General features: G+C 58.8%; 15 protein-coding genes. 10 read left to right on the top strand and 5 right to left on the bottom strand.

Annotated features, from left to right (window positions below; genetic code table 11):
• Positions 1–76: 76 nt before the first annotated feature.
• A complete protein-coding gene (locus EN824_RS11840; protein WP_135932283.1) occupies positions 77–568 on the top strand; it encodes a hypothetical protein in 492 nt (163 codons plus the stop codon).
• 228 nt (positions 569–796) lie between these two features.
• On the opposite strand, the gene EN824_RS11835 is transcribed toward EN824_RS11840, so the two are convergent.
• Positions 797–2,110: a hypothetical protein gene (locus EN824_RS11835; protein WP_135932282.1), complete on the bottom strand. Its 1,314-nt coding sequence runs from the start codon at positions 2,108–2,110 to the stop codon at positions 797–799.
• Positions 2,111–2,413: 303 nt separating this feature from the next.
• On the opposite strand from EN824_RS11835, the gene EN824_RS11830 reads away from it, so the two are divergent.
• A complete protein-coding gene (locus EN824_RS11830) occupies positions 2,414–2,674 on the top strand; it encodes a hypothetical protein (RefSeq protein ID WP_135932281.1) in 261 nt (86 codons plus the stop codon).
• On the opposite strand, the gene EN824_RS11825 is transcribed toward EN824_RS11830, so the two are convergent.
• Entirely contained in the window at positions 2,629–2,997 is a 369-nt protein-coding gene (locus tag EN824_RS11825) for a hypothetical protein (protein ID WP_135932280.1), read from the bottom strand. The genes EN824_RS11830 and EN824_RS11825 overlap by 46 nt on opposite strands.
• Positions 2,998–3,220: 223 nt before the next feature.
• Here EN824_RS11825 and EN824_RS11820 point away from each other — a divergent pair, with 223 nt between their 5' ends.
• From EN824_RS11820 to EN824_RS11790, 8 genes are all read left to right on the top strand, one after another.
• Positions 3,221–3,496 (top strand): hypothetical protein, encoded by a 276-nt coding sequence (locus tag EN824_RS11820; RefSeq protein ID WP_135932279.1) that lies wholly within the window; start codon positions 3,221–3,223, stop codon positions 3,494–3,496.
• 95 nt (positions 3,497–3,591) lie between these two features.
• The gene (locus EN824_RS35615) at positions 3,592–3,810 is read left to right on the top strand and encodes a hypothetical protein (RefSeq protein WP_210236361.1); all 219 of its coding nucleotides are present in this window, start codon (positions 3,592–3,594) and stop codon (positions 3,808–3,810) included.
• Positions 3,811–4,136: 326 nt separating this feature from the next.
• A complete protein-coding gene (locus EN824_RS11815) occupies positions 4,137–4,745 on the top strand; it encodes a hypothetical protein (protein WP_135932278.1) in 609 nt (202 codons plus the stop codon).
• Positions 4,729–6,900, top strand: coding sequence for a Mu transposase C-terminal domain-containing protein (locus tag EN824_RS11810; RefSeq protein WP_135932277.1), 2,172 nt, complete (start codon positions 4,729–4,731; stop codon positions 6,898–6,900). Before EN824_RS11815 ends, EN824_RS11810 begins: the two co-directional genes overlap by 17 nt.
• A 2-nt stretch (positions 6,901–6,902) precedes the next feature.
• Positions 6,903–7,952: an ATP-binding protein gene (locus EN824_RS11805; protein WP_135932276.1), complete on the top strand. Its 1,050-nt coding sequence runs from the start codon at positions 6,903–6,905 to the stop codon at positions 7,950–7,952.
• A gap of 422 nt (positions 7,953–8,374) precedes the next feature.
• Positions 8,375–9,793: a hypothetical protein gene (locus tag EN824_RS11800; RefSeq protein WP_245520970.1), complete on the top strand. Its 1,419-nt coding sequence runs from the start codon at positions 8,375–8,377 to the stop codon at positions 9,791–9,793.
• A 217-nt stretch (positions 9,794–10,010) separates the two neighbouring features.
• A complete protein-coding gene (locus EN824_RS11795; RefSeq protein WP_127276101.1) occupies positions 10,011–10,274 on the top strand; it encodes a helix-turn-helix transcriptional regulator in 264 nt (87 codons plus the stop codon).
• Between the two features lie 25 nt (positions 10,275–10,299).
• Positions 10,300–10,890 (top strand): ImmA/IrrE family metallo-endopeptidase, encoded by a 591-nt coding sequence (locus EN824_RS11790; protein ID WP_127276102.1) that lies wholly within the window; start codon positions 10,300–10,302, stop codon positions 10,888–10,890.
• Between the two features lie 86 nt (positions 10,891–10,976).
• Here EN824_RS11790 and EN824_RS11785 read toward each other — a convergent pair whose 3' ends face one another.
• The 3 genes from EN824_RS11785 to EN824_RS11775 all read right to left on the bottom strand — a co-directional run bounded on the left by EN824_RS11785 (position 10,977) and on the right by EN824_RS11775 (position 13,104).
• Positions 10,977–11,474 (bottom strand): hypothetical protein, encoded by a 498-nt coding sequence (locus tag EN824_RS11785; protein ID WP_245464270.1) that lies wholly within the window; start codon positions 11,472–11,474, stop codon positions 10,977–10,979.
• A gap of 121 nt (positions 11,475–11,595) precedes the next feature.
• Positions 11,596–12,117: a hypothetical protein gene (locus tag EN824_RS11780; protein WP_127276104.1), complete on the bottom strand. Its 522-nt coding sequence runs from the start codon at positions 12,115–12,117 to the stop codon at positions 11,596–11,598.
• Between the two features lie 30 nt (positions 12,118–12,147).
• Positions 12,148–13,104, bottom strand: coding sequence for a DUF3592 domain-containing protein (locus tag EN824_RS11775; protein WP_245464271.1), 957 nt, complete (start codon positions 13,102–13,104; stop codon positions 12,148–12,150).
• Between the last annotated feature and the right edge of the window lie 80 nt (positions 13,105–13,184).

Below are 13,184 nucleotides of genomic sequence, written 5' to 3'. Positions count from 1 at the left end.
TTGAAAGCGGCGGCGACGAACGCTACCTGCTGATTGCATTTGATAACCTTTCACTTTTCGAACGGAGGAAATACCAATGGCCAAGGTGCCGACTACGGAAGAGATTCAGATCTATATCCAGGAATACATCCGCAACAATCATCCGGCTGTCCGGCCCGGCGAGATCGTCACCGACATCATGAGTCTGCAGCTGCGTACCGCGAAGGAGTTCGGCGCCCGCGCCGACGAATACATCAAGGCGGTGAAGGCGCTCGTCGAAGCAGAAGTTCTCGCGTGGGACGGTGGCAAGTTTCTTAAGCTGGGTGCGAAGGCCCATCGAGCGAAAGAGCCGACAGTGAAAGAAATCCAGGAATGGATTTTTGAGCATATCCGCGAGAAAAATCCTGGCGTGCGTTCCGGCGAAATCGCAGCCAACGTCACGGACCTGCAAATCCAGCTCGGTTCGAAACACGGTGTCCGTGGGACAGAATACGGCGGCGCCATCAACGGCCTGATCCAAGAAGGCTATCTGACTTTCGACGGCGGCAAGTTCCTCAAACTGACTGATAACGGCTTCGAGCGCCTGTGACGTTTCATGATTTCAGAATCTTCGGCCTCAGTCGTCTCTTCTCGGCTGCGGCCGTCACTGAGCCGGGACCTCGGCGCAGCCGACCCGGACGAACTTGCCGCGAAAATTCGCCAGAAGGCGTCGGCATGACCAGAAAAGGCACGACGAAAGCAGTCGAAAAAGGCTTGGCGAGGGCGGTTGCGGATGGCCCGCTCATATTTGAAGGCTGCGGCGGCCGTATAGGCTGACTCAAGAACCGGAACAGATCGCGGCTCGTTCGCAGACCAAGTCAATGATGGCCTTCGCCTCTTCGAATGTCTGCGGATAAAAGCGGCTCAACGCCCGCCCCTTAAGCTCCGGAACATTGAGGTTGGAGTTACGACCCCTTTCGACCGGATATGCTTCTCCCGCAATGTGTGGAAAACAGTCGTGCCCGACATCAGAAGCCCGGGTCCATATCGGCTGCTTGCCGCTAGAAGTCTTGTCCAGAGCCAATGTCCGGCCGTTAGTCGTATTGTAGATGGCGATTTTCTTGGTACCGCCGATCCTGCGGTCGGGATGCTGGAGAAGCCGCGGATCATGGTCCATCTCCGCCTGAATGAGGTCGCGTAAGGGGTTTCCCGCACCACGGTCGCTCGTCGGTCCCTTTGACAGTTGGCCCCCGGTTGTCTTTTCCCTCGGAGGATTGGCGGCAATGGCTGGCGTAGGTCGGGCGGCACCATCCGGTCGTGGAAACGGTGGTGCCAACGCGAGGCTGTGTTTCCTGCGGAGTGCATCTGTCGCCGCTCTCATCCGAGCGTAAGCCGGAAGGAGAAACTGAATCCGTTTCCGGACGGGGTCGCCTCCGCTCAGGTCGTCCGGCGATTTCAGTCCCAGGTACACGTCGACCTGACTGCCCGCGCTCGTTGAAGGATGGGCAAAGGCGCCGAGAACCTGGTCGCTGCGGATCAGCCCCTCCTTCGCGCACCAGTCCAGAGCGGCGAGAGGCGTCGGACCCAAGCCGATGTACAGGGTCCGGTCCGACATCAGACGCAGCGAGGAAGCGAAATCTCGCTCGAACCCCTCGCGAAACACGTCCGACCGGAGAACGTCGTCGAAGCTTCCGGCGAACATCTTGCCGTTCCTGAAGGCTGCGTGCGGAATGACCGAGGTCGCATGGAACAGTTCGGCCTCGTCTCCCCATAGCTGCTCTTCATCACGGATTTCCAGAATCCCGGCCAGGCCGAAATGCCTCATCATCTTCAGGAGATTCGGACGCATTGAGCTACCGCCAAACGCAGCCTGCTTTTTGGCTTCCAACCGAATCTGCTCGTCCGCTTGTCCGACTTTCAGACGGCTGCCAAACATTCGGTAGGCAAGCTTCAGCTGCTCGGGGCCGGGAGTAATGCCGACCACGGCGAGACTGGCATTCGGATTCACATGCTCGAACGGCGTGTAGAAGAGTTCATCCCCGTCTCTTCTCGCCAGACTGGTTTCGGGTGACTGCGCGGCGGTCTCGCCTCGGCTCCTTAGAATATCGCGGAAACGGTCCAAGAAAATCGGCGGCTCGGTCGAAGGGGGCATTTGATTCCTCGGTGCAAGGTCGTGAAGTATCGCTTGGATTGGTTGCGTCGGGTCGTGTCGGGGGCACCGTCAGGCCGAGCGCCGGAACGTTCCTCGTTCAATTGGATAGCGACTTCCTGAGACTGTCGTCTATCGGAAGAACCTTCCACGCCGAATTCACCTACATCCCGATCATACACGGCATAGACAAGATTGACTGCTTCAGACGCGTAGATCCTACATCGCGACGAGCACGATAACGAAAATGCAATGCTTTAAGGATTACCGGTTGCCGACGCATAAATCCTTGGAAGGAGTTTGAGTATGCCCGTGGAACATCCTGACCATACCAACGAAGACGAGGAACGCGGCCATATCAACCAGTACCACGAGCGTCTGGTCGATATGAGCGAAGACGGCGAGATCTACCTCCAGCTGAAGCTAACAGAGGATGGAAAGGCGCCGGACGAAAGCAAGGGAACCTTTGTTGTGATTCCGGCTAGCACGAGGGTACGGCACACAGTGGTCGGCACCCAGATTCACGCCTTCAAAAAGCTCGCAGAACTGAACTCAGCCGGCGGATGAATTGCAGCATACGCTTCCGCATTTCGGACGCGGACCGGTTTCATCTGTCCTCGTGCTCGCATGTCCGCGAAGACCGGATCGTTAAGGTTCAGGAGAGCCCCCTCGCCCCATTCCGCCTCGATGGCCAGCCCCTTCTTTGCGACCTCCTGCCATCGTGCATACCTGGCCCTGACGTCCTCCGACGCCGAAGTCGCCAGATCCGAGAAATTCCCCTTTAAGACGTTGGCCATCATCCTGACACTGCCGGATCTCTCGAGGCCATCGAGGACAATAAGCTTTTCATCCTCGGTCAAACTGCAGAAATACCTTGGCGTCTTTTCCATCGCGCAACCTTTCTCTTCTCGAAGAGAAAAGCGTCAGGCGCCGGGTTGCTGACGTCAACCGGCGCCGCGGGCCTTTTCTGGCTTACGTCCTCACCAAGACGCGAGGGGGGTCAGCAGCGGCGAGCGGTGGCATAGATCCTGTGAGAAACTGAGAACCTGACTGGCAAGCAGAAATTCCGGCCGACGCGACGTCAGGTCCGTTAACGCCATTGGCTGGCGACGGATGGGGAACCTCCCGCGAATTGCGCAAGGCTCGATTGCGCTGGACACCATTGGATGCCGCCTGTCACAGCATCCCGGCCGCATGGACAAGGATTTCGATATCGCGATCGAAGAAGTTCGGATCCTATCGAATTTGACGAGTTTTCCTAACCAGATCTCAATCCTTCAACGTCAAAACGCCGATCCCGGCACCAATCCTGCCGGAACAGAGGAACCGAATTCCATGATGAAATTCATATCGATAGTTGGGCAGGACGGCCACAAAGCCAAGGTCTAAGCCATCGGTGTGATTTCACGCCAATGTCTTAGACATTGGCGTCGGTTCGTCCTTCCCCAGCTAGCCTGTTTATCTAGCCAGGAAGGATCTTCGTCGTGAGCAAACAGCTCGTCTCTAATCATTTTTCTCCTAAACGGACAGATGGTCTGCCGATGGTTGAGCCGGCGGCACCCGCTGCCCACTTGCGACGTCCGCACGCTCTCGACGCGTTGGCCGCCCCGGCGGACGCGCTGAATTGCTGCGGCCTGGCGAACGCCAGATATGCCAAGTCCGCCTCCCGGATCGCCGACGCACACAACCGCATAGCGCTCTGATCTCAGCGGACCTCCGTCTGCTCGATCAACGCTTCGGGAAGCCTATCGCATCTCCCGACGACTAGCTCGGCAGCCCGCCGAGAACAGGAGAGCTATGCCATGACCAAAGATATCAAGACTCCACGCTCCGGAATTAGTCCGACCGAAACCCGAGGCTCCTCACTTCCCGATCAGGAGGTTGGCGGTGAGACCGAGGGCGGGGGCTTATCCATACCAAGCCATCTCAGACTGCCAGAAGATCGGGCCGGATTTTCATTCCACCGTCGGACTCGCTGACCAGCCGCAACTTCAAAATGCGTTCGAGAGGCTCTTGCAGGGGAAGCATCGTGAATCCAAGGACAAACAGGAAACTCGTCTATGAAAGCGGTCTCGAACGCGACGCCGCATACATTCTTATGGCTCACCCCGATGTCTCCGACGTGCGCGATCAGCCGCGCGCAATCGACTACGTCGACCGCAACGGCAAGGGGCACAAGCACACCTTTGACTTCGAAGCGCGCATGACGTGCGGCGAACGTCGAGCGGTAGCTGTCAAGCCGGAACACAGAGTCGGCCCCAGCGGAATCGAGGAAACGCTCACCCTCATTCGGGAGCAGTCGCCCCCCGGCTCAGCTGACCGGATTGTCCTTCGGACTGGGCGACAGATCACGCGAATCCGCGCCGCAAATGCCCGGCTTGTCCATCGGGCAGTGCGCAGTCGGATTCCCGCCGACATCGCGGTCGTCAAAGCTTGCGTCCTGACCCTTCAGGGGGCGGCCACGATCGCGGAAGTCATCCACGTCACGGCACCGGGGCCTGCCGGCCTTCTCGCAGTCCTCTGCCTGATTTCTGACGGCGTCATTGAAGCCGTCGGGACGGGCCACATCACTCGCGACACCCAGATCCGCGTCAGGCGGAAGCAGCCATCAGGAGATCAGCATGACCAACAGCAGTAAGAAAATCCAGACAGTCCCCTCCCCGGCGCCTCGGCTCCGATTCAGCTTGAGCGATCGTATCGCGGTTGGCGAGATCGATTACGCGCCGCACTCAAGCGACGACTTCTCTCAGGTTTTCATCCGGATGGCGACAGGATTGCCGGAACGGTTCAGCCATGAGGAAATCCAACAGCTCCGCGAATCCGGGGAGCTCAAGCTTTTCCGCAATCACAATTCGCCTACTCGGCTCGCCTCGAGCAGAGGCCAGCCAGAGGTCCAGCTCAATGATCTCGGGGAAGAACAGCGCGGCAAGGTGCTTTGGCGCAAGGATATCTGTGATCGTTTCCTGCGTATGGAGGCAGCTCGGGAGACGAGTCGCTCCGACGTTGCCATGCGGCCGGCCATCGCCACGATCAACGGGGAGATCGCCAGGACCGAAACAGAACGTCAAGCCAGCAGCGGACGGTGCGGAAGCAGTCTGGTGCTGCGCAGTCCGCCGAGCCCGACGATGCTCCGGAAGTGGCTGCGCAAGTACGAGGCCTGCAATTTCGATGCGCTGGTCCTGCGCGACAACTATGGCCGAAGCGGCAACCGTCAGCCCCGCTTGGTCGACGAGGTGCAGCAGCTTCTCAAGGATTTTGCCGCAACGTTTGCGGACGCGCGCAAGCCAAGCAAAGCCTTGGTTTACTCCAATCTCGTCAGGGAGATCAAAAAACAGAACGATGAACTCCTGAAAAATGGCGTTGCACCGCTGACGTTGCCAAGCCGCAGGGCGCTTGACCGGGAAATTGCCAAGCTCGACTCGTATTTTGTCTATGCAGGAAGGGAGTCTGAGGAGAAGGCCAAGAAGAAATTCTACATCGTTCGAGGAGGTCTCGACGTTCGGCTGCCGCTGGAACGTGTCGAGATGGACGAGTGGTGCGTATCGCTTCAGACGCTGCTGATGGACGCAAGCATCTGGAGCAAGCTTCCCAGGGACGTGAGGCGAGCCGCTGCCAAGGTCCGGGTGTGGGTATCTGTCGCGATCGATGCCGCAACGCGCTGCATTCTGGCAATCCGCGTCATCTCCGACTCTCCCTCGGCCAACTCCGCGGTGGCTACCCTTCAGATGACTGTCTCGGACAAGCGCGCCCTTGCCATGGCCGTAGGCTGCAAGACTCCTTGGGACATGGGCGGCACGCCCGACACCATTTCCACCGACACGGGCTCGTCGTGGTTCAGCTACGAATTCCGGGGCGCCGGGACTGACCTCGGCTCCGAGGTCATGTTTGCCCCGGTTGGCATGCCCCAGATGCGTGCCAGGATCGAGCGCGTGTTTTCGACCATGCACACTCAGGTGATCGCGCGGTTCGACGGCCGAACTTTCGAGAACAGCGTCGTCAAGGGCGAGTACGATTCCGACGCCCGAGTCACGATCGACGTGGAAGAACTGACCAAGGTGCTCATCCGCTATGTCGTCGACGTCTATCATAACGAACCCCATGGCGGTCTCGGCGGGGAGACGCCTCGCAACGCATGGCTCCGGCTGGTTAGGGACTGGGGCGTGACGCCTGCCCCCGATCCCGACCAAATGCGTGACATCTTCGGGACGACCCTCGAAAGGCGGATCACCAACGAAGGGATCGAATTCCTTGGCAATCAGTATCAGGATGATGAGCTGGCAAGGCGCCGCCGCCAGATCGGCCAAAAGCCTGTCCTGATCCGTGTCGACCAACAGGATCTCGGTCACATTTCCGTCCGTCTCCCCGAAGGCTGGCTCACTGTCGAGTGTCAACGGCAGGGAATGAACGGCGTATCCGTCAAGGACTGGCAGGAGGCCAACGAGCGGCTGCGCAGGACTTATGCCGACCAGGCAGCGATGACGGAGGATGTCGTCCAGCAAGCACTCAGCGAAATCCAGGACCTTGCGGATAAGGCCATCACAAGAGCCGAGCTTGATCCGCCCACCTACACTCGCGAGAAACTCGCGAAACTGGAGCGCCATCTGGAACTCGGCTCGAGGATCGAGCGCGGGACCGAGGAGGACGGGGATTTCCTTGAGGTGGCCGAAGACACCCCTGAGGACCCACCAACTGCCGTGCCGCCCTCGCCGTTAGATCGCAGGGATTCGGCGAATCCCGAAAGCAACGCGCCGGACGAACAATCCGATGACGACATCTGGTCTATGGAGGATTGAAAATGGACGTCAACAATATCGAGAATACTGAAGTGTCAGCCGCTGACGCGCGAGACGCGGTCATGGATCGAGTCCTTTCGGCGTACTTTAAGACGCCGCGTGACCAACTGTTGGAGGCAGAAGTCGATTGGCTTCTCGACAGCTACCAGCGTGTGCACAGCCGTCGGGCGGAAGGAAAATCAAGGGTCGGTCGTCTGGCGGAGGGGCGCATCGTCTCCGTGCTGGGAGAAAGCGGAGCCGGGAAGACCAGATCGCTGCAGCGTTTGTTCGCAAGCCGCCGCGAATTGGCAGACCTGGAAAAGGGCGGCAGCTCGATCACTGTGATCGCGCCATCTCCCTGCACGTTGAAACAGCTTGGCAATAGTTTCCTGGCAGCCCTCGGATATGAGCTCGAGCGCGATGTACGCGAGAATGTCGTGTGGGCATTGGTTCGGCAGCGACTGCGAGACTGCCGAGTGCGAATCGTCCACATCGACGAATTGCAGCACGCGCTTAAAGACGGCAACGCGTATGAGCTGCAAAAGGTTCGGGACACGTTGAAGAACATCGTCCAGCAAAAGGATTGGCCCGTATGGCTGATCCTGTCCGGCCTTCCGATGGTTGCCAAGTTCTTCCAAGGTGACACCCAAATCAAGCGGCGGAGCCGTTTTGTCCGCTTTGAGCCGATCGAGTTTCCGCGCGATGCAAGAATGATCGACAAAATGATTCGGCAGTTCGTCGTAGACCGAGCCGGGCTTTCCGTCGATCGGGAAAATGACGAAGCGATCGCGAGGCTAATCCACGCTTCGCTTAATCAGCTCGGAACCGCAATCGAGTTCACGCAGGATGCAATTGAGGAGGCTCTCCGGTCTGGTGATGGTGCCGTAAGGATCGGGCACTTCGCAAGAGCATATGCAGCGAGGGCCGGCTGCGGGCCTGATGCCAATGTTTTCATTGCACGGGATTGGCACCGGATCGATCCCCGCATGATTTTGGATGCTGCCGATCAGGCGAATGACGACCTTGATCCGGAACAGCTTTCAAAGAAGCCGCGCGACGTGAGGAACAAGTAATGGGTCAGTTGCCTGTAAACATGACGGTCCCGCTCGGGGACGATGAGCTGCCCTCAAGCCTCTGCTCGAGGATCGCCTACCTCAACCGCCGCTCTGGCCGAGACTTTTGCCTCGACATGGGTTTCACGTTCCAGGGTGTCGTTGACGGCGATCAAGCGACACTAAACAAGCTCGCCGGGCGCTCGCGCGTCGATCCTGATGCTTTGGCTCGGTCCGCTATTGTCCGTCAGGGCGACCGGACGTACACGTTCAAAGGGCATGCAATGCGGCGATCGTCCCTTCTCCGCGGACGAATCCGCGCGTGCGCCGGGTGCCTGCGGGATGACCTTGGATCCCTCTCCTGTGCGGAGGTAGCCAGGCCCTACCAGAGAGCGACCTGGATTCTGGCCTCAGTTCGGACCTGCCCCATTCACGAAGCTGCTTTGATCGAACTAAGCTATGACCTGAGCCCTCACACGATTCACGACTTCACAAGGTCCGTCGAACCGAGAATCCGCGAGATCGAAGCTTTGGCCCACTCGGCTTCCGCGAGGTCGCTCTCGGAACTAGAAGGCTACCTGCTCGACCGTCTGGGCGGCGGTGGAGACGATGCTCCCTGGCTCCAAGGCTTGCGGTACGATGCGGCCGCGAAAGCGTGTGAAATCCTTGGCGCGGTCGCGGTTCATGGTCCCCAGGTCAAGATCTCGGCATTGAGCGAAGACGAGCTGTATGACGCCGGGGCACGCGGATTCGAGATCGCGCGGCACGGCGAGCCTGCCATTTGCGAGTTGTTGAATTTGCTCCAGTCGAAGTGCAATAACAGGAGACTGCTGACCGGTCCCAAAACTGCATTCGGCCGCCTGTACGACTGGCTCGCCCACGAGTCTGACGACGATGCCTATGAACCGCTTCGCGACATCATCATGCGCCATTCGATCGAGACCATGCCGCTCGGTCCCGGGGACGAGATTTTTGGAAGACCAGTATCGACCCGGAAGTTGCATTCCGTGCGAACCGCATCGATTGAGTTCGAGACTCATCCCAAGCGCCTGCGAAAGCTGCTCCTTCTTGGTGGATTGATCGATGAAACGAGACGATCTGTCCATGATGACAAGGTGCTCTTCGATGCCGAAGAAGGCCGCACGTTCATCCGGCGCGTGTTCGACGCGCTGCCGATGACGGCGGCAGCGAAGTATCTGAATGCGCCCCGACCACACGACCGGGGTTTGTTCGAAAACGGTTTCGTGCGACCCGTGATCGAGAACGATGATGGGGTTCTTATGCACTACAATTTTGCGAAGGTCGACCTGGATGATTTCCTGGAGCGCCTCCTCGCCGGCGCCGACGAACCTGGCGAGGCGGACGCCGGTTTCTGCAATCTCCTCAATGCCGGAAAGCAAGCATGCTGCGCTGTCATGGAGATCGTCAGGCTTAAGCTGGAAGGGAAACTGACGCGCACGAGGAAGTTGCCGACCGAGAATGGTTTCCTTTCTCTTCTGGTTGATCCGGACGAGGTTCGTCTACTGGTGCGGCGAGAGGAGCATGGCGGATTGTCCCTCCGCGAAACTGAAAAGAGCCTCGGCGTAGCAACTCAGGTTCTTACCGCCCTCCTCGCGCAAGGCCATCTCCCATCCAGGGTTGGCATCAATCCCGTCAACCGTTGCCCGCAGAAACTGGTGATGCGAGCCGACCTCGATGAATTCATGAGAACCTATGTGTCGCTCATTCGGCTCGCAAAGGAACGCGGAGTTCATTTCAGCGGATTGAAGTCGGCTCTCGAAGAGGCCGGCGTCCCGCTGGCATTCGACCGCGAAACGATCGGCACGAGGTTTTATCGTCGAGACTCGCTGCCGTCCGTTTGATCCAAGACGTCCATCAATACAAAGCCCGGCGCCTGCCGGGTTTTTTTGTACCCCACCACAAGTGAGGCGCACTGTCGTGTCCAAAGCGAGGCGTCCTGTTGTGTCTAAAGCCTGAATTCGTGAGGCATTTCCGTATAACATATTGAGATATTTCAAATAGTTACACGACGATGCGAGGCAAACTTTGAGGGTCCCGACAGAATCCTAGGAGACTTTCATGAAGAACGGCAGTCCAGAAAAATTTGGGGCTTTCATTGAACGCACCCGCCGCGAGAAGAGGTGGTCACAAAATCAACTCGGAAAGCTCATTGGCGCAGGCAGTGCGTACATCACCAGTGTGGAAAACGGGGAAATTTGGCCGACAGATCACATTCTGGATCAGCTCGCGGCACTTTTTGGGGTGCCGCATGAGTATCTGATCGCTATGCTCGGCCCGAAGCCGCAAGTAGCCGCCGAGGCCCGTCCACGACCGAAGGCCTAAACCACAGCGCGGCCAGGAGGATACGATGAAGTCCCTGGATCGCTTTAATTCTGAAAAGCTGAGTGAACTCGACATCGCCGAACGTGCCCGCCAATTTAGAGGCTCGTTCGGCATATCGGACAAACTCTACGTTGATATAATTGAAATCCTAGAATTTAAGCTGAAAGAGATTCTACCCGATTTCAAATTGATGATTCGGCGAGATATTGAGCTGGATAAGACCGCATATGCGACGAATGACCCACCGCGCATCTTTGTAAGAGAGACAATCTACGATAGTGCTTGCGATGGAGATCAAGAGTGCCGCAGAATACTTGCGCACGAGTTAGGACACCTGCTTTTGCATGCGCATATAGATGGAGCTAAACAGAAAGATCTTCTGGGCTACACTCCACAACTCACAAACATGAACTCCCTCGAAAGTGTCGAGGATCAGGCCGATATATTCGCGAGAAACTTCTTAGTTCCGCCATTTGTGGCTTTTGAGTACCGCCGAGACATCCACAGACTTTCGCAGCTTACCGGAACTCCTACTAATATCGCTTCGGCAGCGGCTCTAATTTCAAAACGAATTGAAATGCTAAGGATACGGCAGCCGCCAGCAAAAAAGCAGTGATGCTACTGCCGCCATCCGGCGCCCAATCCCTTCCCATTGTAGGAGTAGACAAGAGGCACTCCTGATCGCACTTTGACTGCCGGCGCCTAACCCGCCGGCAACACCCGCAACGTCTGCTCGTCAAACAACGGCTCGTCCTGGCCGATGCGGACGAACAGCACTTTCCGCCCCTCACCCGCCGGCACCTCGAAATACTGGATGCCGTCGGGCATTTCGCCCCAGTCGCCGCAAGGCGGTTCGGGAACCTCGTCGGGGTTGGCGAGCGCCTTCAGCTCTTTCGCATAGGCGGCATTAGGGCTGAATGTGTAGCGTTTGACGCCGACGGGCACGGTGCCCTCGGTGTAGGGCGCCAGCACACAGCGGGCGCTGACGGCCTTGTCGGTCTTTTCCAGCAACAGGCGTAGCACTGCGGCTTCGGCGGTTTCGCCTGACTTGATGTCGAACACCTCGACCAGAGGATCGGCCGCACCGCCATCGCTGTATTTGATGGCAAGTGCGTTGCCGACGAATTCGAAATGGATCTGGCGGAAGCCGAAATCGCAGCGCTGCACCCAGGCGGCCAGCCCGACCGTCTTGTCGGTCATTTTTTCCCAGACGCATTTGTCGATCGGCGGGCGCGACGGCGCGGGCTCATCCGCATGTGCTGCAGCTGATATCGTCGCTGATGCAAACAGCGCGCAGGCCCAAGCGAACGATCTCATGACGCTATTCATCGCTGCATCCCGCCAAAGTGAAGGCGTCCCATGCCGAGCCGTTCCGATTGGCTTTGGCGAAGTCGGCAAATTCGGTGAAAGCAGCGCCGAAATCAGGCAGCAACAGCCCTTTCGGCGCCGGCGTCGCTTCGCGCGAGTTAAGCTGCTCGGCGCCGCCTCCGGTCAAGGCATAGACCTGGCCTATCCATATCCGGCACAGCCCGCTGCCATCCTCCAGCCCCGCCTCGCGGTCGTCGTCGGTGCAGGTGTGGCGGATAGTGCCGAGCGGAAATGAATTCCTGCCATTGGTCCAGGTGATGTCGGCCGGCAGGCTTATATCGGTCTTCGGCACGGTCAGCGAAAACACTTCGGCCGTCAGCGCTGCCGGCTCATTGTGGAGCGGCCGGAATTGCATGACCGCACCCGAACGCGGCTCGCGATAGGTGGCGTGGCTCAACAGACACTCTTTTGCGCTCGCTGCCTGCACGGCGCCGAGCAGAGCCAGGAAGAACAAGGCCGGTTTGCCAGTGATCATTGAATGCCTCGTCATGAAAGCAGGCGCGCCTCAAACGACCAGCCAGGCGGCGGCGCCGAGAAAGCCCAGCGAGCAAACCCACAGCAGCCAGAGCCCGCGCACCCGGCATTCGAGCACCGCCGAGGCGGGATTGGCCGGGTCATAGTGCACGTCGACCTTGCTGCCTTCGGCATAGCGCCTGGCCTGGCCGCTGACGAGGCCGGGCAGCGAGGCCGTCACGCTGACGCCGAAGGTGACACGATCGGCGCTGTAGCGCTGTCCGGCGACGCCATAGCTGTAGACGATGCGCGACCGAAAGACGGTGCGCCAGCGATAGCTGCCATTGGCGCGGATCGTCTGCAGGCCCGACGCATCGATGCGGCCGGCGGCGACCGGCCATTGCACCGCTTGCCTGGCAAGCGCCTTCTGGGCGAAACCCATGCGCAGGACGAACAGGCCCATGAACAACAGCAGCGCCGCCGCCCCGAGATTCTGCGGCTTGGCCAGATGCGGCCTGATCCCCTCCAGGACGCCGCCAACGGAAAACACCAGAACCACTGTGCCGATCACCAGTCCCGCCGACAGCTTGGCCATGAATTTGAAGGCGCCATCGGGAAAGGTGCGCTCGATCACCGCCTTGCTCGGATCGGCCGGATTGTAAAAGACAGTCACCTCGGCGCCGCGCGGAAACTGCGCCAGGGTTTCAGCGACTTCGAAATTTCCCAAATTCTCTTTCACACTGTAACGCGAGCCGCGAAATGTCTTGCCGCCCACCTTGTATTCGAAGGTGATCGCCGGAAAATTGCGGATTTCGGTGGTGTCATTGCTGTCCGGGCCAACGCCCGAGACTCTCACCTCACGCGCCTCGGCGCGCGACGAAATGATCTTTCCCGGCGTCGGCAACCAGTGGCTGAGGGCCTGCACCTCCCGCCATTTCACGAAGGTGATGAACGACAACATGCCGGCGACCGCGCAGGCAAATCCGACAAGCAGAAATTGGAGCTCCACCCTGATCCCCCCGGAGTACAGGAACCGGCACTAGACAGCACCGCGGCGGCAATGTCTCGCTTATTCGCAAAACACCAATG

The sequence above is a fragment of the Mesorhizobium sp. M8A.F.Ca.ET.181.01.1.1 genome (genome assembly GCF_004792025.1).
Lineage (GTDB): Bacteria > Pseudomonadota > Alphaproteobacteria > Rhizobiales > Rhizobiaceae > Mesorhizobium.
The sequence above is the reverse complement of the archived record's forward strand: the minus strand, read 5'-3'. Positions and strand labels throughout refer to the sequence as shown.